Genomic DNA, 22,138 nt, shown 5'->3' on the forward strand with positions numbered 1-22,138 from the left:
CCTAGGGGACTGTGGTCTTCTCGTAGACCGAGAGGATCTCACCATGAGGCGCCACCACGACATTTACGCGGAACGCGTAGGCGACCTGACCCCACTTGTCCAAAAGCCTGATCTTGCGCGAGTAGAGGAAGTTGCCATTAGCCTGGCGGTACGGAGTCCCGTATTCCGGGTGTGCGAGAGCCCACTTGATGGAGTACTCCATCAGACCTTTCCAGGTCTTCCCTCGGTTCCGACCCATATCTTGCAACTGCTGCCATTCCCCTCCGTGGTCATGCGCGATCTTTCGCTGCCTGCTGTCAGAGAGGTAGACATTCCAGCCCTTTAGATAGCCATTACGCTGCGCACGATACCAGTGCGTATATTGTCCAGTCAGATCTGCCGAATTGACGGGATCAGTGGGATAAACGTAGTCATTGCTGGTTCCCCCGGGCACGGGATCTACCGACAGGAACCGGCCAAGAGCTGGCACGTATTGCCTGGCCCCCATTTCGATGGTGTCGATGGAGCCTTCGTGTTCGTAGAGTTTCTGGTGCGAGCCTTCCCATCCATACGTCGCTCCTTGCGGCGTGTTCGCTGGCACCGAATCATCCGCGCCTTGCGTGCCGATGAGGCGGGTGGTGGGATCGATGGGGTTTCCGAAGGGGTCGTATTGCGCGAGTTGCCCTTGCCGGACCCCAAACCCATCGGTGGTGACGATGACGTCGCCGTGGATGTTCGGGAACGACCAGGCAGACGTGGTCGCTTGGAGGGAGACGACCACACCACCGGGCAGTGCGAGGGTGCGTTCGGTGACGCCACCCCCGGTGGTGAGGGTCCAGTCGGGACTGTCGCCACCACCGCTGAAGCTATAGCGGACGGTGTTGCCGGGACCGGAGACCGGGGTGACGGTGCGGGCGACGATCCGCCCGGTGACGTCGCGGACGTAGCTGACCGTCGGCCCGCCCGATGTCGTGGTGGAGATGTGACGGTCGGACTGGTCGTAGCCGATGGTCTGGTCGGCCAGCGTTGTCGTGTTGCCGTGCACGTCGTAGGCGAGGGTGCCGGCCCCGAGGCTGGTGGTCGCGATCGGCGAACCGGTCGGAGCAGGGGCCGCAGCCGGGGTCACCTCTGCTGCGGCAAGGTTCCATTGGTCCCCGGTCGGTGCGGTGTCGTTGATGGTGACCGCGGCACCGGCTGCCCCTGTTGTCCCACTGGTGCGTTGCATCCAGAAGTCGTCACCGACGGCAGCATCGGCGAACTCGTGGATCACGGTCTGACCCGCACCCAGCGTTCGTGCGGTCGAGCCGTCCCAGTCGTTACCGACACCCACGACCTGAGAGCCGGCAGTCGTCGTGGTCACGGTGACGGACGGTGCACCCGAGGCCGCGCCCGCGACAGCACTGGCACCGATCCCGGCAGCGCCGGAGTACGCGAGGACGCTGATCGACTTGTGGTACCCGTTCGTGTTCGAGAGGGTCGCGGTGACCGAGGTGTTGGAAAGGGTCCCGGGTGCGGTGGCCGTCCAGATCTCGCTGGTCCCGTAGCGGGTGTTGGCTCGCTTGACGAGACTCCAGGTGAGACCGGCTCCGGTGACGGTGGCGGTCTGCCCCGCCGTTTGGCCCGGACCGTCGGCGCTGACCAGGGCGACCAGCACGTCGCCGGACTTGGTCGTTGTCAGACCGTTCACGGTCACCGCGGACGCCAGGTCGGCACCATCCGCAGAGACCTGCGCGTCGATCGTGAGTGCGGGTGCTGGTTGTGACGGTCCTGCCGGTGCGGTGGTGGAGGTGAGCCGGTCGGCGTTGTCGTAGCAGTACTTCGTCGTCGAGACCCAGTCGGGTTCTGCACTGCCCGGTGCGGTGAAGACGTCGGATTGAGAGACCCGGTTGCCGTTCTTTGCCGCATTGACGTCGGCGCCGCAGGTGGCGGTTCCGAAACTGTAGGCGAGTGTGTGGTTCGGGATCGTGGCCGACGTCAACCGACCCGCACCGTCGTACGTGTAGGAGGACCCGTAGGACGAGGTCCCATCGGTGAGCGTGTCGGTGAGGACGCGGCCGGACTGGGATCGCACGACGGCGTCCGACACGCCCGCCTGACCGTTGGGGAAGGCCCAGGCCAGCGACTGAGTTGCGCCGGCCGCATTGCGGCCGACGGTTCCGGTCGCACCTGGTCCGGCGTTGCCCGTCCCGGCGGGATAGGCGATCGAGGCCACTTCACCGTTGGTGTACGAGGGCTGGGCGAGCACTTTGCCACTGAGATCCTTGACCACGGCGACTCGGCCGTCGTCGTCGTAGATGAAGGATTCGCCCTGGGCTGTTTGGCCGGCCGGTGTGCTCGTCTGGGTGACCAGCTGGTTGAGGATGTTGTAGGTGTTCGTGGTCACCGTTCCCCACACGTCCGTATAGGAGAGGGTGCGGCCGAGCAGGTCGGACACGGTGATGATGCGACCGCTGGTGGGTGACCCGGGCACCGCGTCGTCCTGTGCCCAGGATGTGAGCGGGTCTCCCGAGGACGATGCGAATCCGAATGTCGCCGTACGAGCGGCTGAGGTCGACGTCGCCGCATACGTTTGCTGAGTGACCCGGCCACGCGCATCGTATGTCGTGCAGGACCAGTCGGTGTCTCCTGTCTTCTTCGTGGCGATGACCCTACCGAGCAGGTCGTAGACGTAGCTGGTGACGATCGCTGCACCGGCCGCTGGTGTGGCACCGGTGGACGCCATCAGCTGCCCGTACTGCGGGGTGGACGCCGGGAGCCCGCAGACTGCGGTTCCGCCGTTGACCTGTGTGGCGTACCCGGCGGTCTCCGTGTAGTAGGTATTCGCACTGGTCGTGTTGCCTGCGGGAAGGGTCTGGGAGAGCTGCCGGAGATAGCCGGTGGACCCGTAGGGCTCGAACGCGTTCGTCGTAGTCAGGTTCAGCCCGGCCGGATCCACGCTGGTCGACGTGGCCATTCCCAGCCACGGATTCGATCCGTACCCGGTCGCCGTCCTCAGGGCGGGAACCTGCGAGCTGGACACGTTCGGGTTCCCGACCGGGGCGGAGTCGTCGGTCTGTGAGCTCGTCGCCAACCCGTAGGCAGGCGAGAGCGCGGTGCCAGGAATGACTGCTTGCGAACCTCCCGGGGGTGTCCACAGCAACTGCAGGCTCGCCGTGGAGGTGTCCTGCTTGTACTGCAGGCGGACTCGCATCACCTGGCCTGCAGTGACCGTCACCGTTGCGGTGGGCGACAGATGGGCGGCGCTCGACACCCAGTCGTTGATCATCAGGACGTCGTTCAGCCAAACCTGAGTGCCGTCGTCGGCGTTGGTGTTGATCTTGTACGTGCCCGCGGCCGGGAACGTCACGGTGCCCGTCAGACGCAGGGCCCAGTTGGCGGTGGGGCCGCCTGTGTAGGGTGCCGCAGTGCCCCAATTGACGTTCACCGATCCGTCGGCGGTTCCTACGCCGAGCGCGTAGTTGCTGGGGAGGCCGGACAGGGTGGAGTTCGCGTAGTAGGTGGCGTTGAGCCCCTTCAGCCCCTCGTCATAGGCCGTCGAGGTGTGCGCGGGGGTGATCGCGCAGCCGGCAGTCGGCCGCAGATCGCCGCCGAAGCAGGACGTTGGTGCGGGACCGTAGGCGTCGATCGGTCGGTTGAGCTGGTCGTAGAGGGTGGTCGCTTCTCTACCTGCGGCATCGGTTCCCGTGGTCTGCTGATCCCGCACGTTCCACGTCGTCGACGTCGCCAGACCGGTCGCGCTCAGCGACGTGGTGCGACGCCAGGCGGTGTCGAAGGACGCGGTGGCTGCGTGCCCGTTCGCGGGTGCGCTGTTGGAGGGGGTGAGGCCGGCTGCGTCCACGTAAGTGGCGCCGGACCCGTCCGGGTTGGTGTTGTAGGTGTAGGTCTTCTGCGGGCGCAGCGAGCCGGTCACCCCATCGGGTGCGGGCAGGGTGATGCTCGACACCTTGGTGCCGGTGTATCCGATCTGGGTCAGTACTTCCGGTGCGGACGCATTCTTGTCCGGGTGCGCCGCGAGCCAGTCGTTGACAGTCGCAGAGCGGATGGCGGAGAGCAGCCCGTTCTTGTAGCCGAAGTCCGTGGTTTCGTTGCCCGGGTCGATGATCCGGGACAGGAACTTCCCGCCCGCCGACTCCGGCAGGGCGGCCTGGTTCGGGTTGTCCGTCGCATCCGCGGCTTTGTAGAGCAGCTGGGTGGTGTCGGCGGCACCGGCGGTGTGGCCCGGATAGATGATCCGGCAGATCATCCCCGCGGGGGCCGTGGAGAATCCCGAAGGCACCGGGCAGGCCAACCCCGACCCATCCGTGTCAGCGGCTGACAGCCCGACGGCGGTGGCTGTATCCCCCGCGTACGCGAACTTCACCTGCCGGAGCGTTGCCCCGCTGCCCGACAGTGGGTCGGTGATCGAGTCCAGCTGGTTCGTCCCTGTCCGATATGCCAGCACCGGGGTGGCCCGCTTCTTGGCGTCCATCGCCTGGGTGATGGCCGTGATCTTCCCTGCCGTGTTGATCTGATAGATCGTGCCGGCTTCATCGGTGAGGGTGTACGCACTCGGGTCGTCTGTCGTGGGCGTCCGCTGAACCAGAACGCCCTGTTCGCCGGGCGGTGGAGTGTAGGCCCCGCTCGCGGTCTTCGTGTAGGTGTGGGCGGCGCCGCTGGTGTCGATCAGCGCGACCGAGCCCTCCTTCACTTCGGCCCGAACATAGATCGCGTCAGCGCCGTTCAGCGCAGTGGACGCACCCCACCCCGGCGGAAGGGTGTCGACGCTCTTGCTGAACCACGTGCCCGGGACCACCTGCGGCGCCAGAGTCTGCTGGACGCCGTTGGAGTCCGTGTACGTGCCTTTCACCCAGAGCTCGAGCAATCCGGCACCGTTGTGGTTGTAGAACTGCACCTCGAGCGGCGTGGGCGCGTAGCTGCCGGCCGCACCCGTCGTCAATGGCGACCCCGTCCCCCAGACGACGCTCCCCTGGTGGGCGTCGTTCCACTGATCGACCGTCGTGGCACCGTTGAGGATGAGCCGCGCACCGTCATCACGCACGAATCCGAACGTGAACGAACCGCCGGCTGGTGGCGTGACGAACCCGTTCCACCGGGCCATGTAGTTCGACGACGGTAGACCCGGAGCCGGCGGACTGGTACCCCAGTCGTACCGGATCATCGGGTCGGTGCGAACGAGCCGCACCTTCGACGCCAGATCGGTACGCGTGAACGCGAAATTCGGGTTCGCACCGTCAGCACTCAGGTCGTAGTAGGTCGCAGTCAGCCCCTGCGTCGACGGCTGCTGCGAGTTATAGGTGAACGACAACCCCATCGGCGCGCCGACCGTGGACACCGTCGGCGAGGCGAAAGAGAGGTTCGCGTTGCCATTGGCGAGATTGACCGTGACGCCGCCCGCACTGTCGCTCGGCGACGGGCCACCGGATCCGGCGCGGGCCGTGTAACGGAAGCGATTCACCCAGGTCCCCGGCGACTTGTCGAAACCATCGTCGACGACGATCACCCACGAGTAGGTGACCCCGTCCTGGAGCACGCCCGCCGGCACTGTCCAGGAGATCGGACCCGTGGTGATGGGATCGGAGAGGGCGACCACCCCGCTGGAACCGTCCGAGCCGGTCGTGATCCGGAACTGGTACTTCAACGTGTCGCCATTGGCATCCGTACCGGCCACCGACGACGACAGCGTCGGCGTCGGCGTCACAATCACCGAACCATCCGCCGGAGAGGTGGTTCCCTGAGCGACGACTCCCGGGGTATTGGTCTTGAACGAATACACCTGCGAGACGCGCTGCGAACACGACCCCGCCGGGTTCGCATTGTCGCTGTTGCAATACGCGTCCTTGACATACAGGTGGTAGTAGTACGTCGTATTCGGTTGCAGATACGTGGCCGGCACGGTCACCGGGTTGCTCGACGTCCACCCCGACTGCCAGACCACACCCGTCTCAGCGTCGGAGCCTGTTGCGACGCGGAAGTAGTAGCCCAGCCCGGTTCCCGCCGGATCAGACGACGCGATCTTCAATGTCGGCGTCAACGTCGACCGCGCTCCACCGGTCGGCGACGGCGAAACGGCCGTCGGCGTCGCGGGATAGTCCTTCCAGGACACGTAAAGGTACGCGTTCAGGCTCTTCAACGTGTACAGCCCCGGCGTCTCCTGCCCGCCGAGGAAGAACGGAATCCCTCCGATTCCACTGTTCACCCATGAGGAGAGCTGAGTCGCCAGACCGCCCCCTGCAAGCGATCCCGACGAGCCGACCGCAATGTTGCCCATGAAGTCGCCATTGCCGCCATAGCTGTAGGAGTTGGCGCGATACAGACCACCCGAGTACGGCCCGTTGTTGGTTCCCACAACCCCGTTGGTGACCACATCCATTTCGGCGTTGAGGATCTGCTTGCCGAAGAGCTGCTCATAGGGGAACACGAACGCTGAGCGCCAATAGTGATCACCCGGGTCCCGCGCGTTCCCGACCAGGATGGTATCCGTTCGAACGGTGCCGTCGGACTTGTAGGCGTGAACGTTCCCCGCTCCCGCCGGCCCCCACGTCGTCGGGTCGAGGTACACCGGGTAGACGCGCGCTGTGTCCGTAAGCCACAACCGGGACGGGGTGAGGGTGATCGCCCAGTTCGCACCCGCATGTGCCACCGTCAACGGAACGTTGATCGTCGCATCCGACGACACACCCTCGATTCCCGATGAATCCCACATCAGCGGCGTCGGGATCCGGAACCGCACCGTGCCATTCGAATCGGTGAAATCGACGCCCCCGTCCGCGTTCACTGCCAAGGCGAGCCCGGGCGCCTTCACCTTCCACGTGTACGCACTCTGCGACACATCGGGCACCGAATCGAGCGTCAATGTCTCCTTCACCGCCGACGGCTGGACCTGGTAGTCGAGGTCCGTCCCGTCGAACACATCCGGGTAAGAAGCCTCGTCGGCCCCCTGCCCGCTGCGCACCGCCATCGGGAGCGGACGCTTCAACCTCGACGAATCCGCACCCTGCAACGTGTACGAGACCGTGTACCCGTCCTTCTCGACCGACACGGCATCGTTCGCGGTCGCGTCATCTTTGAAGACGGGATGCAGGATATTGTCCGGAACCGACATCCCTCCCGAGGCCGAATCGTCCCTCAGAATCGTCGACGACGCCTTCCACTCGCCGTTCTGGCTGAGGTTGATCGGGGTCGGCGACACCTTCGTCACATGCGAGCCGTCCGACTTCGTGTACGTCGTCGTGAAATCATCCCGGCTGGAAACCGTCGCTCCGGTGAGATCGGTCGGAGAACCCGACTCTGACGGTGCGTCCGCCTCCTTCAGCGACTTCGGCTTCGCGGCAGGCTCCGACTCCAGCGGCTTCGCAGCCAGGTCCTCAACCGTGCCCGGCGCGACGGCGGCACCACCCGCCGCCAACGGCGGAAGGCTCGCGGCGGAATCGTCGGCCTCAGCCGACACGCCTAAGCCGGTCATGGCGGAAGCCGGCGAGACGGATGTGACGACCAATGCGGCCGCCGTCGCAACAGCGACGGACACAGCGAAACCCCAGCGACCAACGTGCCTCATGGCATCCCCTCGACAGTCCTAACGCCCCCCGATACTGTCGAGCGCAGCAAAAATCTAGGGGTGCAGGAACCTGCGAGAAAAGTAGGTACGGCTGAGAGTGTTCACAGGACGGCGCCCCTAAAAGAGGTCACACCTGCCAGTAGGCCGCTCCGCGCGAACTCGTATCTGCTGGTAGGGCGGACGGGACTTGAACCCGTGACCGGCGGATTATGAGTCCGATGCTCTAACCAGCTGAGCTACCGCCCCGATCGTGCGTCCGGCCCGGCTACTCCGGGCTCGGGACGCTGTCGGCCGAGTCCGTCACCGGGTCGGCCACCGGCTCACCACGATACAGGCTCTCGAACGTCGAGATCGTGCGCTGGATGTCGTGGGAGGCGACGATCCGCAGCGACGCGTTCTTCAGCACGTCGAGCTCTTCCTGCGGAAGGGTGAGCACGCTCTCCAGCTTGTCCGCCAGGTCCTGAGCGTCGCCGGGGGTGAACAGGTGGCCGTTCTCGCCGTCGTGCACCAGGTGCGGCAGCGCCATGGCGTTCGCGGCGACCACCGGGAGGCCGGACGCCATCGCCTCCATGGTGGCGATCGACTGCAGCTCGGCGATGGACGGCATCGCGAAGACGGTGGCGCGGGTGTACGCGGCGCGCAGTTCCTCGTCGGTCACGTAGCCGAGGAACGTCACGCGGTCGCCGATGCCGAGGCTCTCGGCCATCGCCTGGAGGTTCTTGAACTGGTCTCCGCCGCCGACGATCTCCAGCTGAGCGTCCAGGGAGGCCGGCAGCAGCGTGATCGCCTTGAGCAGCACATCGATCTGCTTCTCGCCGGTCACGCGGCCGACGAACAGGATGCGGTTGGCCGTGCGCGGGGTGAAGTCGGGGGTGTAGTTCTGCGCGTCGATGCCGCACGAGATCGCGTGGACGCCACGCAGACCCGTCGCCTTCTCCAAGAACTGGGCGGCCTTCTGCGTCGGGGTCGTGATCGCCTCGGCCCGGTCGAAGCTCTTGCGGGCGTCGCGCCACGCGATGTCGACGAAGGTCTGGTGCAGGAACTTCGGCAGCCGGGTGAACTCGATGATGTTCTCGGGCATGACGTGGTTCGTCGCGATGATGCGGATGCCGCGCTTCTGCGCCTCGTAGGCGAGGCCCCGGCCGACCACGATGTGCGACTGGAAGTGCACCACATCCGGCTTCACCTCGTCGAGGACGCGGCGGGCGTTCGCTTTGCTCGTCCACGGCAGTGCGAACCGCAGCCAGTCGTGCGGGTACCAGCGCCAGCTGCGCAGCCGGTGCGCGGTCAGCTTCTGGCCTTCGTGCTCCTCGATCCACGTCCCGTGCTTGCGGCTCGCGGCAGGGGCGACGATGTGCACGTCGTGACCGTGCTCGACGAGGCCGGCCGAGAGGCGCTCGGCGAAGCGGGCGGCGCCGTTCACATCGGGCGCGAAGGTGTCGCATCCCATGAGGACGGTGAGCGGCTTTCGGGCCGGGGCGGGCGGGGTACTGTTCGTTCCGCTCGGATCTGGCACGTGGTGGTCCCTACTGTCGTGGGCCGGGTCGGTGGTCCGGCGACGGTTTCGGCGTGCCGGGCGGTGGTCCGTCCCGGCGGATTCAACGGCCTAGTCTAGGCCGGTTTCCGTGGAGGACCCTGCGACGCGCGCGGCGGGCGGAGTCTCCGACGTGGCCTGCGGGTGGTACTTCGCGAGCTGGAAGACGCCGTACATCGCCGCCGCGCCGGTCAGGGCGAACCCGACCATGGCCCACCACGGAGCTCCCGCGGCCTCATCGAGGACGACGATGCCGATGGTGACGGCGACGAGCGGATCGATCACGGTGAGACCGGCGATCACCAGGTCGGGCGGCCCGGACGAATAGGCGTTCTGCACGAAGTAGGCGCCGAGACCGGCAGCGGCCAGGAGGCCGACGATGCATGCCACCAGCAGCCAGTCCCACTCGCTGTTGGAGACCCGGTCGATGACGACCTTGGCGAGGGTGGCGACGAAACCGTAGAGGACGCCGGCGCCGACGATGTACATCAGGGCCTGGAAGCGGTGCCGCAGGAAGACGAACGCGGCGCCGAAGAGCAGCAGCACGACGGCGAGGATGATCAGGATGATGATCAGCGACTGGCTGGTGACCGGAACGTCGCGGGCGAAGATCGCCGCGATCAGCACGAACGCGCCGACCCCGCCGACGCAGAAGCTGACGGCCACCACCGACCGGCGGTTCAACCGCACCCCGCTGACCCGGGCGTTCAGGATGCTGGTGATGACCAGCCCCACGACGCCGAGCGGCTGCACCAGGATCAGCGGCGACAGCTTGAGACTGACCAGCTGGAAGACGATCGCCAGTCCGAGCAGCAGCGTCCCGATCACCCAGGACGGGCGGGCGAGCAGCAGGCCGAGCTGGCGGAGGTTCAGCCCGGACGACGCGTCCGTGGTCTGGGACTCGACCTTCGCGACGCCGTGGTGCTGCAGCTGAGCCCCGATGGAGAGGAAGCACGCGCCGACCAGGGCGATGGGGATGCCGAGGAGCTGACTCGGCTGGTACGACAGCTCGAGCGCGTCCATCAGTTCCGTACCCACCCCACGACCCTACCCAACATGCAGCCGATAGTCTTGCCGAATGGCCGTCCTCCCCATCCGGATCACCGGTGACTCCACCCTGCACTCCCCCGCCGCCCCTGTCGAGACCGTCGACGACGAGCTCCGACAGCTCGTCGAGGACATGTTCGAGACGATGGACGCGGCGCCCGGCGTCGGACTGGCCGGCCCGCAGGTCGGGGTCGCGCTGCGCCTGTTCGTGTTCGGCTGGACGGACGACGACGACATCCTCCACCGCGGCGTCGCCATCAACCCGGAGCTGTGGCAGAGCCCGCTCGCGATCGGCGAGCTGGACGAGGACGAGGAGTCGGAGGGCTGCCTGTCGTTCCCGGGCGAGCGTTTCCCGCTGCGCCGCGCCGACCGCGTCATCCTTCGTGCCACCGACCTGGACGGCGAGCCGTTCGAGATCGAGGCGGACGGATGGCTCGCGCGGATCTTCCAGCACGAGTACGACCACCTCGACGGCGTGCTCTACGTGGACCGGCTCGCCCACCCGCACGCCAAGGCCGCCGCGAAGGCCCAGCGCAAGAACAGCTGGGGCGTCCCGGGTCTGAGCTGGCTGCCGGGTCGCGACCACCTCGAGGACTGACCTCGGGACGGCCCCGCCGCCTCAGCGGCGCAGGTCGACGCCGTGCACGCCGTTGTGGTGCCGCAGAGCGGGGAACACCACCGACAGTGTGAAGCCGACGCCCGGGACCGCCTTGGCGTTCAGGATGCCGCCGAACAGGGCAGCACGATCGCGCAGCTCGTTCAGTCCCGCGCCCTCGTAGTGCTCGGTCACCGCGCGCAGATCCTCCTCGATGGAGTAGGCCGTCGCCTGGTCGATTCCCTCGCGGTCCAGGCCCAGCCGGCGTGCGGCCGCACGGATGCCGTCGTCGTCGACGCTGACCTGGAGGCCCTCCCGGGTCCAGGCGAACGTCACGTTCACCCGCGTGCCCGGGCCGCCGTGCTTGAGCGCGTTCTCCAGACTCGTCTGCAGGATGCGGAAGACCGCCAGCTCGGCCCCCTGACGGAGAGCGAACGACTCGCCGGTCTCGGTGAAGGCGACCTCCACGCCGGCGTCGCGCATGATCCGGAAGAGGTCGCGGGCCGAGTGCAGGCGCGGCTGCGGTGCGGCGGCCTCCTCCCCCTCGCGGACCACGTTCTGCAGGCGGCGGAGGTCGGCGAGGGCGTCGCGTGCGGTGGTCTCGAGGGCGGGCGTGGAGCGTGCGGCGGCCTCGGGATCGCTGGAGGCGGCGTACCGGATCCCCTCCGCCTGGGCGACGATCCGGGTCACGGTCTGCACGGCCACATCCCCCAGCTCACCGGCGATCCGGAACCGACCCGACTGCTCGGCGAGTTCGAGCTCGCGGTCGATGCGGTCCCACTCCGATTCCTCGCGTGCGTCGCGCAGACGACGATGCCGACCGCGCTCGACGAGCCAGAGGGTCAGGAACGCGAGCGCCGCCAGCAGCAGCACGGCGCCGGCGCCCAGGGCGAGCGGAGTCATGGGGTCCTTTCCTCGGCCGCCTCGCGCGGCCCGGACGATCCTATCCCGGGCCACGAGACGGGGCGGGTGCCGCCTGGCACCCGCCCCGCCGCTCGGTCGCGTTCAGACGCCGTCGGAGCGGTTCGCCCGCAGCACCTCCAGACGCGCGCGGTACTCGACCTCGTCGATGTCGCCGTTGGCGTAGCGCTGGGCGAGGGTCTGCTCGGCCGAGCGGGTGGCGGAGGCGTGCGGGCCCCAGCCCGGACCGCCGTATCCGCCGAAGCCGCCCCGCATGGCGGCGGCGCGACGCCAGCGCCGACCGGCGAAGCCGAAGATCAGGACGAAGACGGCGATCCAGAAGATCGGGATGAGGATCCACCACCAGCCGAACCCGAACCCGGGGCCGGCCCAGACGGTGCAGGGGGCGGCGGCCAGCGCGGCCGCGACGGAAGAGCTGAACATGGTGCGTCCAATCGGTCGATACCGCCCGCGGCTCTCGCGGGCGATGACTCCAGACTCGTCGAGGTGGCGCTGCCGCGAATCCGCCGGCGGGAGTGACCTCGCCCGTCCCGGATACTCCCCCGGGAGCACGCCGGCGACGCTCGGGAGCACGCCCACGGTCCCCGGGGGCTCGCCGGGACGGCGCGGCAGCACCGCCCGACCCCGGCGGCGCTGGCTCAGACCTGGCCGGGCCGCACGAGTCCGGTCTCGTAGGCCAGCACGACCAGGTGCACCCGATCCCGCGCGCCGAGCTTGGTGATGATGCGCGACACATGGGTCTTCGCCGTCAGGGGGCTCAGGTACAGCCGCTCGGCGATCTCCGCGTTGGTCAGCCCGTGACCCACGAGCGCGAGCACCTCCCGCTCCCGCTCGGTGAGCACGGCCAGCCGCTCCAGATCCGGTGTCGGCCCGAGGCCGCCCGCGACCCGGGAGAGCAGACGTCGGGTCGCGCCGGGCGAGAGCAGCGCGTCGCCCTCGGCGACAACCCGCACGGCGCGCAGCAGCTCGACCGGCTCGGTGTCCTTGACCAGGAATCCGCTCGCGCCGGCGACGATCGCCTGCGCCACGTACTCGTCGAGCTCGAACGTCGTCACGATGACGATGCGGGTGCCCGCGAGGGCCGGGTCCCCGACGATCTCGCCGGTGGCCCACAACCCGTCGCCGTCGGGCATCCGGATGTCCATCAGCACCACGTCGGGTCTGGTGCGCCGCGCGAGCTCCACCGCCTCGCGACCGGTGGCGGCCTCCCCGACGACCTCCAGCCCGTCCTCGGCGTCCAGCAGCGCTCGGAATCCGGCGCGGACCAGGTGCTGGTCGTCCGCCAGCAGCACGCGGATCACGCGGCCTCCGCCGGTCGTGCGGGCAGGAGGGCCTCGACGGTCAGCCCGCCTCCCTCGGTCGGACGCGTGCTGAAACGGCCGCCGAGCAGTTCTGCGCGCTCCCGCATGCCGAGCAGCCCCTTGCCCTCGGTGATCGCGTCGTCGGGGCGCCCACGCCCGTCGTCGGCGACGGTCAGGACGTACCAGCCGTCGCGCTCCGCGATGCGGATGTCCACGCGCCGCGCCTGGGCGTGCCTGCCGGTGTTGGTCAGCGACTCCTGCACGATCCGGTAGAGGGCGTGGCCGGTCGCGGCCGAGGCGCCGTGCGGCAGCCCGTTCTCGTAGCTGACGTCGAGTCCCGCGCGCCGATAGGTCTCGACCAGTACCGGGATCCGCGACAGGTCGGGTTCGGGTGAACGCTCCGCATAGCCGTCGGAACGCAGGAACCCCAGCACGCCGCGCACCTCCTCGAGCGCCTGGCCGCTCGTCGCCTTGATGGCCTCCAGGCTCTCCCGCGCCTTGTCCGGCCGGGAGTCGAACAGGTGCAGCCCCACCCCGGCCTGCACGCTGATCTGGGACAGCGAGTGCGCGAGCACGTCGTGCAGCTCGCGGGCGATGCGCAGACGCTCGGCCTCGGCCGCCGCCTCGCGACGAGCGGACAGAGCCCGCGACACCTCGCGGTACCGCTCGCGGCGATTGCGCAGAGCCTCCCCCACCCCGACCAGCAGGCAGAGGATCAGGGCGAGGATCAGCGGGCGGATCATCGACGTCGGCCGGTCGGTCAGCAGGAACGCCGCCAACGGAGCGGCGACGGCGAAACCGGCGAGGGTCCACCAGGCCCACACCCGCGCCCCGCGCACCACCGCCCCCACGACGGCGAACGCGAGCGGCAGCGCGGCGATCGGCGGCCCGGTGGTCAGTGCGAGCGCGGGCGTGACGAGCACGGCGACCGCGACGACCACCGCACCCGGGTGCGCCCGTCCCACCGCCAGCAGGCCCGACGACAGGAGCGCGACGATCATCGCCGCCGCGGTGAGCGGATGCCCGGCGGCGTCGGCGAGAGCGAACAGGACGCCCGGCAGCTGCAGCAGCACGGCCACCACGACCGGGAACCAGCGCGACCCGCGCGGACGTCCTCGCTCGGCCCAGGCCGACGCGCGCGCGTCCACGGAGGTCTCGTCGCGCGGGGGGAACGGCATCCTCCCATGCTAATGAGCCGGAGAGCCGCGGGCGTGCGCCTGTGGGAGTCCGACGGGGACTCCCGGCTACTCCCCGGGGAGTAACGCTCCGGAGGCCCGCGTGCCGGGCGGTGCCGCGGATGTATTCCCTGCACGGCATGAAATGCGAAGAATCCCGGTCACCCTGCCCTGCTGGGCGGGTGACCGGGATCCGGTGGCTCCCCGACTTGGACTCGAACCAAGAACCTGCCGGTTAACAGCCGGCTGCTCTGCCAATTGAGCTATCGAGGAATGCTTGATCAGCGAAGCTACCTTAGCAAGGAATCGGCCCCGGTATGAAATCGGGCCCGCATCTCGCGCGCGTCGCGTCCGGAACCCTCAGTAGCCGACCTCCGGGTCCACCAGCCCCACGAAACGGCCGTCGCGGAGGAACGCCGCGACGTTCAGTCGCACCCGCTCCGCGAGCAGCGGGGCGACCATCTCCGGGGTGTCCGCCTGGTGCGGCGTGATCAGGCAGTGCGGCTCGTCCCAGAGCGGGTGTCCGTCCGGCAGGGGCTCCGGGTCGGTTACGTCGAGACCGGCCCCGGCGAGCCGGCCGTCGCGCAGCGCGGCGAGCAGGGCGTCCGTGTCGACCAGTCCCCCACGCGCGATGTTGACCAGGACGGCGCCGTCCTTCAAAGCGTCGAACTCCGGCGCGCCGAGCAGGTGCCGGGTGCCGCCCGTGAGCGCGGCGGCGACGACCACCACGTCGGCGTCGGGCAGCACCTCCTGGAGACGGTCGCTCGTCACCGTCCGCTCGGCGCCCGCGACCACCTCGGGCGACCGGCGCACCACGGTGATGCGCGTGCCGAACGGTTCGAGCAGGCGGATGAGTTCGAGCGCGATCCCCCCGGCGCCGATGATCAGGACGTTCAGTCCGTACAGCGATCGTCCCTCCGGCTCGGTCGCCCAGCTGCGCGCGCGCACCCGGGTGGGGAGGACGCGCAGCAGTGCGAGGGTCAGCATGAGGGCGTGCTCGGCGACGGGCTGCGCGTAGGCGCCCTTCGCGCTGGTCCAGATCAAGCCCGGTCGGGACTCCGCCGCGATCGTGTGGGCGAAGGCGTCCACCCCGGCGAAGGGGAGCTGCACCCACCCGATCCCGGGGTGCGCCTCCAGCGCCGCGGCGAAGCCGTCGGGATCGCGGTTGTCGAGCCAGACGAGTCCGCGGCTGCGCTCCGAGATGGGCTCGACGGTCCCGCCCGACGCCTCGACGGCGGCGACGAACGCCTGCTCGGCGCGTGGGAGCACTGCGATCGGGCCCGGCTCCGGCCGCTGCTCCGGCGGGATCGCCTCCGACTCGACGGCGAGCACCGCGCGGTGCTGGCCGATGCGGTTCCGGTCGGCGGGATCATTGCTCGGTACGGACATCTCGGGCTCCTCGGGGGTGGGACGGTCGGACGGAGGTCAGCCGGCGTTGCGCTGCGGGCGCCGCTCGGTGCGACGGGAGGTGGTGCCGAGCGCACGCGCGAGACCGGCGACGAAGGGGTGCGTGGGATCCGCCAGCACGTCCTCGATCGGACCGTAGCCGACCGCGCGACCCGCCTGGAGCACCAGGCAGGCGTCCGTCGCCCGGCGCAGGACGGCGGGGTCGTGGCTGACGATGATCGCCGAGAAGTCGTCGTGGCCGCGCAGCTGGGCGAGCAGGTCGATCACGGCGTCGCGCACCGTGGCGTCGATCCCGGCGGTGGGCTCGTCGGCGACGAGCACCTGCGGTCCGAGCACCAGGGCGCGCGCCAGGGCGACGCGCTGACGCTGACCCGAACTGAGCTCGTACGGATACTTCGACAGCACGCTCAGCGGGAGGTGGACGGTGTCGAGGATCGTCGCCGCGCGCTCCCCGGCCGCGCGGCGGGAGTAGTGCTGGTCGCGCTCGAAGATCGGCAGGGTCACGTTGTCCTGCACCGTCAGCGACGGCTCGAGGCTGGCGGCGGCATCCTGCGGCAGGTAGCCGACATGGAAGGTGACTTCGGCGAGGTCGCGCTTGCGCGCCTTGCGCAGCGGGTGCCCGAGCACGGTCGCCTCTCCCCCGCTGATCCGCGGCCCGGGGTCCGCGGAGCGGGCCGGCAGGACGTGCCCGGCCAGGACCTCCGCGAGCGTGCTCTTGCCCGAGCCGGTCTCTCCGAGCACGCCGAGGATCTTCCCGGTCTCCAGCCGGAAGCTGATCCCGCGCAGGGCGACGCACGACGGGCTGACGCCCCGCGCGGGATACTCGACCGAGAGATCGCTGACGAGGACGGCGGGATCGGAACTCACACCTCGACCCTAGGCGCTCTGCTCCCTCAGGGTGCGCAGCGCCTCGCGTCGCTCGGCCTGTTCGACCGGATCCGGCACCGGAAGGGACGCCAGTAGGCGCCGTGTGTACGGATCCTGCGGGTTCACCAGCACCTGCTCGCCCGTGCCCTCCTCGACCAGCCGGCCGCGGTGCAGCACCGCGATCCGGTCGGCGAGGAGGTCGACCACGGCGAGGTCGTGGCTGATGAAGAGCGAGGCGAACCCGAACTCCCGCTGCAGCTCGGCGAAGAGCTCGAGCACGCGGGCCTGCACGGACACGTCCAGCGCCGAGGTCGGCTCGTCGGCGATCAGGAGCGAGGGCTCCAGAGCCAGGGCACGCGCCAGGCTGGCGCGCTGCCGCTGCCCGCCGCTGAGCTCGTGCGGGAAGCGGTCGCCGTAGCTGCGGGGAAGCTGCACGGCCTCCAGCAGTTCGTCCACGCGCATCCGGGCGTCCGCGGGTGAGTCGGCGCGGCCGTGGACCACCAGCGGCTCCGCCACGCAGTCGGCGATCGTGAGGAGCGGGTCGAAGCTCGACGCCGGGTCCTGGAACACGAACCCGATGTCGCTGCGCACCCGCCGGAAGTCGCGCTCCCGGACGCCGTTCATCTCGATGCCGAGCACGTTCAGCGAACCGCCGCTGACCTTGTTGAGGCCTGCGATGGCCCGGCCGATGGTGGTCTTGCCCGAGCCGGACTCGCCCACCAGGCCGAGCACCTCGCGCGGGCGGATCTCGAAGTCGACGCCGTCGACCGCGACGAAGCCCGGCCGGCCGAGCCGGCCCGGGTACTGGATCCGGAGGTTGCGCGCGGCGACCACCGGGGCGGTGTCCGCGGCGGCGTCGCGGGCCTCCGCCCGCTCGCGCGTCTGCACCGCTCCCTGGCCGATCTTCGGCACGGCGGCGAGCAGCTTCTTCGTGTAGTCGGCCTGGGGCGACGCGAACAGCGTGCGCACGTCGGCCTGCTCCACGAGCTGTCCCTGGTACATGACGGCCACGCGGTCGGCGAGGTCGGCGACGACGCCCATGTTGTGCGTGATCAGCACGATCGCCGCCCCGAACTCGTCGCGGCAGCGGCGCAGCAGGTCGAGGATCTCGGCCTGCACCGTCACATCCAGCGCCGTCGTCGGCTCGTCCGCCACGATGAGGCCCGGGTTGAGCACCAAGGCCATCGCGATGACGATGCGCTGCTTCTGCCCTCCGGAGAACTGGTGCGGGTAGTACTTGACCCGCTTCTCCGGCTCCGGGATGCCGACACGGCCGAGGATCTCGATCGCCTGGGCGCGCGCCTCCTTCTTCGAGAGCGAGCCGTGCGCGCGCAGTCCCTCGGCGATCTGCCAGCCGACCGGATACACCGGGTTGAGCGCGGTCGACGGCTCCTGGAACACCATCGCGACATCGGTGCCGCGCACCGCGCGCAGCTGCCGCTTGTTCAGGGTCACGATGTCGGCGACGCTCTCGCCGTCCTTGCTCCGCAGGACGACCGCGCCGGAGGCGGTGGCGGTCTCCGGCAGCAGACCGAGGATGGTCTTCGCCGTCACCGTCTTGCCGGAACCGGACTCGCCCACGATCGCCAGCACTTCGCCGGGCGCCACGTTCAGGGTCACGTCGTCCACGGCCTTCACCGGTCCGGCGTCCGTCGCGAACGTGACCGACAGGTTGTCGATCTGCACGACGCTCGCCGTCGCCGGCCCGTCCACATCCGTCGTCAGCGCATCGCTCACGGCTTGACCTCGATTCCGTGCTCGTCGAAGGACTCGCCGCCCTCCAGTCCGTCCAGGCCCGCCGGACCCGCGCTGAGCGGGCCGCCCGGCACGACCGAGGTCTCGGCCACCAGGCCGGAGGCCGCGGCGGCCCGGCGCCGGCCGCGCAGACGCGGGTCGGCCAGGTCGTTCAGGCTCTCGCCCACCAGGGTGATGCCGAGGACGACCAGCACGATCGCCGCGCCCGGGAAGACCGAGGTCCACCAGATCCCACTGGTCACATCCGACAGCGCCTTGTTCAGGTCGTACCCCCACTCGGCCGCGGCCGTCGGCTCGATGCCGAAGCCGAGGAAGCCGAGGCCCGCGAGGGTCAGGATGGCCTCCGACGAGTTCAGGGTGAAGATCAGCGGGAGGGTGCGGGTCGAGTTGCGCAGCACATGGCGGAACATGATGCGCGAGTTGCTCGCGCCCACGACCTTCGCCGACTCGACGTACGCCTCAGACTTGATCCGTACCGCCTCGGCCCGGATGACCCGGAAGTACTGCGGGATGAACACGACGGTGATCGAGATCGCCGCCGCGAGGATGCCGCCCCACAGGCTCGACTGGCCCCCGCTGACCACGATGGCGACGATGATCGCCAGCAGCAGGGAGGGGAACGCGTAGATGGCGTCGCAGACGACGACCAGCACCCGGTCGAGCCAGCCGCCGAAGTACCCGGAGACCAGGCCGAGCACGACGCCCGCGAAGATCGACAGGATGACGGCGACGATGATCACCAGCAGAGCCGTCTGGGCGCCCCAGATCGTCCGGGAGAAGACGTCGTAGCCTCCGACGGTGGTGCCCCAGATGTGAGCAGAGCTCGGCGGGTTCTGCGAGCCGAACTGACCGCCGGGGCCGCTCAACTGCGAGTACCCGTACGGCGCGATGACCGGGGCGAGGATCGCCACCAGGACGAAGACGCCGGTGATGACGAGGCCCGCGATCAGCATCCCCCGCTGCAGTCCGACGCTCTGCCGCAGCTGGTGGACGACGGGGAGGCGGGACCAGAAGGGACGCTTGCGGGCCGGCACGGCGGCCGGGGTCTGCGCGATGTCCTGCGCCATCTCAGTACCTCACCCTCGGGTCGATGAGGGCCGCGATGACGTCCACGATGAAGTTCGTCAACGCCACGATCACCGCGAGCAGTGCGACCAGCCCCTGCACCGCGACGAAGTCGCGAGCGGAGAGGTACTGGAACAGCTGGAAGCCGAGCCCCTTCCACTCGAAGGTCTTCTCGGTCAGGATCGCACCGCCGAGCAGGAGCGCGATCTGCAGCCCGATGACGGTGATGATCGGGATGAGCGCCGGGCGGTACGCGTGCTTGCGCACGAGCCGGCTCTCGCGAACGCCGCGAGAACGGGCCGCGTCCACGTAGTCGGTGGACAGGGTGCCGATCACGTTCGTGCGCACCAGCCGCAGGAAGACGCCGGCGGTGAGGAGCCCGAGAGCGATGCCGGGCAGGATCGCGTGCGACAGCACATCGCCCACGACCGCGGGGTCGCCGGTCTGGATCGAGTCGATCAGGTAGATGCCGGTCCGGTTGTCGAGCGTCTGCATCTCGATCTCCGACCCGGTGGATGCGCGTCCGGCGACCGGGAGCCAGTTCAGCCAGACCGCGAACACCAGCTTGAGCAGCATTCCGGCGAAGAAGACGGGGGTCGCGTAGCAGATGATCGCGAACACCCGGAGGACGGCGTCCTGGCCCTTGTCACGGAAGTACGCCGCGACCATCCCGAGCGGGATGCCGACGATGAAGGCGACGATGAGGGCGTAGAACGCCAGCTCCAGTGTCGCCGCGCCGTACGTGAGGAGCACGTGGGTCACGGGCTGGTTGTCGGTGAACGTCGTGCCGAAGTCGCCGCGGAGGATGTGGCCCAGGTAGTCGAAGTACTGCACGATGAGGGGCCGGTCGTAGCCGGCCTCGTGGATGCGGGCCTGGAGCTGCGCCGGAGGGAGCTTGCCGCCGAGAGCGGCGGTGATCGGGTCGCCCGTCGAGCGCATGAGGAAGAAGACGACGGTGACCAGGATGAAGATCGTGGGGATGATGAGCAGGGCGCGGATGATGAGATAGCGGCCGAGGCCGCCTCCCGATTCGCGCTTCGCCTTGGTGCGCCCGGGCTCGGGGGCGACGCCCGGAGCCGGAGTGCTGACTGTCGCGGTCATGGAAGCCAATCGTGGTGGTTCGTAGGAGGGGGCGGCCCGCACTCGGCGGACCGCCCCCGGTTGTCCGGAGTCCGGATCAGCCCTTCGAGAGGGCGGCGTACCGGAACTTGAACGACGCGTCGAGCGTCTTGTCGGCGCCGGAGACGCCCTTGGCCACGACGGCCACCTGTGCGCCCTGCAGCAGCGGCAGGGTGCTGAGGTCGGCGCCCACCTTGGCCTGGATCTCCTCGATCAGCTTGGTGCGGGCGTCCTTGTCGGTCTCGCCGAGCTGCTTCTCGATCAGCGCCTGGACCTCGGGGTTGTCGTAGTGGTTCGCCAGGAAGTTGTCCTTGATGAAGAACGGCGACAGGTAGTTGTCGGCGTCGGAGTAGTCCGGGAACCAGCCGAGCTGGTAGGCCGGGTACACGTCGGCGGTGCGGTCCTTCGAGTACTGCACCCACTCGGTCGACTGCAGGTTGACCTTGAACAGGCCGCCCTTCTCCAGCTGCTCCTTGACGAGCGCGTACTCGTCACCCGACGACGGGCCGTAGTGGTCCGGGTTGTACTGCAGGCTCAGAGCGACCGGCGTGGTGACGCCCGCCGCCTGGAGGGTCTGCTTCGCCTTGTCCAGGCTGGGGCCGCCGTTGCCGTCGCCGTAGAGGTCCTTCAGCACCGTGGTGGCGCCGGTCAGACCCTCGGGCACGAACGAGTAGAGCGGGGTGTAGGTGTCCTTGTAGACCTGCTTGGCGATGGCCGCGCGGTCGACGAGGTCGGCCGCCGCCTGGCGCACGGCCAGAGCCTTGGCCGGGTCGGCCTCCGGAGTCGTCGCGCCGTAGGGCTGGGTGTTGAAGTTGAACACGACGTAGCGGATCTCGCCACCCGGTCCCTTCACGACCTTGACGTTCTTGTCACCGCTCAGGCTGTCGATGTCGGTCGCCGACAGGCTGCGGAACGCCACGTCGATGGAGTTCTTCTGGATGTCGAGCTTCAGGTTCGACGAGTCGGCGTAGTACTTGACGTTGACCTTCTCGGTGGCCGGCTTGCCCAGCAGACCCTCGTAGTTCGGGTTCGCCTTGTACGCGATCAGGTTGTTGAAGTCGTAGCTGCTGATGTCGTACTGGCCGGCGAAGGCGTGACCCTTGACGATGTCGGCGTCCGGGGTGACCTTGTCAGCCGAGAAGACCTGCTCGTCGACGATCGGACCGGCGGGGCTGGAGAGCACCTGCGGGAACGTCTGGTCGTTCGGGACCTTCAGCTTGAACACGACGGTCGTCGCGTCGGGCGTCGACACGCTGTCCAGGTTCGCCAGCAGCGAGGCCGGGCCGTTGGGGTCGTTGATCTTCAGCTGACGGTCGAACGTGAACTTGACGTCCGAGGAGGTCAGGTCGTGGCCGTTCGCGAACTTCAGCCCCTTCTTGAGCTTCACCGTGTACTCGTTCGGCGACGTGAAGTCGGCGCTGGTGGCGATGTCCGGCTTGACGTCCGGGCTGCCGTACGGCGTGTTGAGCAGGAACGGGTAGACCTGGTTCATCACCGCGAAGGAGCCGTTGTCGTACGAGCCTGCCGGGTCGATCGACGTGATTTTGTCGGTCGTGCCGATGGTCAGGGTGCCGCCGCCGCCGGAGCTGCTGTTGCTCCCGGAGCAGCCGGCGAGCACCAGCGCCGACGCCGCGAACGCGGCCGAGACGGCGAGGAGTCGCCGACCGCGGATGTGTGCGGATCTCATATCCGTTTACCTCTTCCTGGTGTGGGTTCACCGACACGGCGAGGCGCACGAGAAGCCTCACTGCCGAATCGCGTACCCATTTCCTAGCATGGATCCGGCGTGAGGCGCGCACCCAGGAGTGGATCGAGCCG

General features: G+C 68.8%; 14 protein-coding genes and 2 tRNA genes. 1 reads left to right on the top strand and 15 read right to left on the bottom strand.

All coding sequences use genetic code 11. From position 1 onward, the window contains the following. Position 1: 1 nt before the first annotated feature. From U870_RS22405 to U870_RS0107600, 4 genes are all read right to left on the bottom strand, one after another. A complete protein-coding gene (locus U870_RS22405) occupies positions 2-7,504 on the bottom strand; it encodes a PA14 domain-containing protein (RefSeq protein WP_162819101.1) in 7,503 nt (2,500 codons plus the stop codon). 199 nt (positions 7,505-7,703) lie between these two features. Continuing rightward, positions 7,704-7,780 (bottom strand) — tRNA-Ile (locus U870_RS0107590). Between the two features lie 19 nt (positions 7,781-7,799). Then, positions 7,800-9,050, bottom strand: a complete 1,251-nt coding sequence (locus U870_RS0107595) for a glycosyltransferase (RefSeq protein ID WP_025156806.1) — start codon at positions 9,048-9,050, stop codon at positions 7,800-7,802. Positions 9,051-9,140: 90 nt separating this feature from the next. Next, positions 9,141-10,106 (bottom strand): DMT family transporter, encoded by a 966-nt coding sequence (locus U870_RS0107600; RefSeq protein WP_025156807.1) that lies wholly within the window; start codon positions 10,104-10,106, stop codon positions 9,141-9,143. A 40-nt stretch (positions 10,107-10,146) separates the two neighbouring features. On the opposite strand from U870_RS0107600, the gene def reads away from it, so the two are divergent. Next, positions 10,147-10,713 (top strand): peptide deformylase, encoded by a 567-nt coding sequence (def, locus tag U870_RS0107605; RefSeq protein ID WP_025156808.1) that lies wholly within the window; start codon positions 10,147-10,149, stop codon positions 10,711-10,713. Between the two features lie 21 nt (positions 10,714-10,734). Here def and U870_RS0107610 read toward each other — a convergent pair whose 3' ends face one another. The 11 genes from U870_RS0107610 to U870_RS0107660 form a co-directional block, all read right to left on the bottom strand. Further along, positions 10,735-11,613: a sensor histidine kinase gene (locus U870_RS0107610; protein WP_025156809.1), complete on the bottom strand. Its 879-nt coding sequence runs from the start codon at positions 11,611-11,613 to the stop codon at positions 10,735-10,737. A gap of 102 nt (positions 11,614-11,715) precedes the next feature. Beyond that, on the bottom strand, positions 11,716-12,054 hold the full coding sequence (locus tag U870_RS0107615) for an SHOCT domain-containing protein (RefSeq protein ID WP_025156810.1): 339 nt from the start codon (positions 12,052-12,054) through the stop codon (positions 11,716-11,718). A gap of 215 nt (positions 12,055-12,269) precedes the next feature. Next, positions 12,270-12,932, bottom strand: a complete 663-nt coding sequence (locus U870_RS0107620; RefSeq protein ID WP_025156811.1) for a response regulator transcription factor — start codon at positions 12,930-12,932, stop codon at positions 12,270-12,272. Beyond that, on the bottom strand, positions 12,929-14,110 hold the full coding sequence (locus U870_RS0107625; RefSeq protein WP_025156812.1) for a sensor histidine kinase: 1,182 nt from the start codon (positions 14,108-14,110) through the stop codon (positions 12,929-12,931). The genes U870_RS0107620 and U870_RS0107625 overlap by 4 nt, the downstream gene beginning before the upstream one ends. A gap of 194 nt (positions 14,111-14,304) precedes the next feature. Further along, a tRNA-Asn gene (locus U870_RS0107630) sits at positions 14,305-14,380 on the bottom strand. 87 nt (positions 14,381-14,467) lie between these two features. Then, positions 14,468-15,496 (bottom strand): D-isomer specific 2-hydroxyacid dehydrogenase family protein, encoded by a 1,029-nt coding sequence (locus tag U870_RS0107635; protein WP_081815210.1) that lies wholly within the window; start codon positions 15,494-15,496, stop codon positions 14,468-14,470. A 36-nt stretch (positions 15,497-15,532) separates the two neighbouring features. Beyond that, the gene (locus U870_RS0107640) at positions 15,533-16,381 is read right to left on the bottom strand and encodes an ATP-binding cassette domain-containing protein (RefSeq protein WP_025156814.1); all 849 of its coding nucleotides are present in this window, start codon (positions 16,379-16,381) and stop codon (positions 15,533-15,535) included. A gap of 9 nt (positions 16,382-16,390) precedes the next feature. Next, the gene (locus tag U870_RS0107645) at positions 16,391-18,118 is read right to left on the bottom strand and encodes a dipeptide ABC transporter ATP-binding protein (protein ID WP_025156815.1); all 1,728 of its coding nucleotides are present in this window, start codon (positions 18,116-18,118) and stop codon (positions 16,391-16,393) included. Continuing rightward, positions 18,115-19,203: an ABC transporter permease gene (locus tag U870_RS0107650; protein ID WP_025156816.1), complete on the bottom strand. Its 1,089-nt coding sequence runs from the start codon at positions 19,201-19,203 to the stop codon at positions 18,115-18,117. The genes U870_RS0107645 and U870_RS0107650 overlap by 4 nt, the downstream gene beginning before the upstream one ends. Before the next feature lies 1 nt (position 19,204). Then, positions 19,205-20,302, bottom strand: coding sequence for an ABC transporter permease (locus U870_RS0107655; protein ID WP_025156817.1), 1,098 nt, complete (start codon positions 20,300-20,302; stop codon positions 19,205-19,207). Positions 20,303-20,378: 76 nt separating this feature from the next. Continuing rightward, complete coding sequence (locus tag U870_RS0107660) at positions 20,379-22,007, bottom strand: ABC transporter substrate-binding protein (protein WP_025156818.1); 1,629 nt, start codon at positions 22,005-22,007, stop codon at positions 20,379-20,381. Between the last annotated feature and the right edge of the window lie 131 nt (positions 22,008-22,138).

It is taken from the genome of Leifsonia aquatica H1aii (assembly GCF_000633535.1).
GTDB classification, from domain to species: domain Bacteria; phylum Actinomycetota; class Actinomycetes; order Actinomycetales; family Microbacteriaceae; genus Leifsonia; species Leifsonia aquatica_A.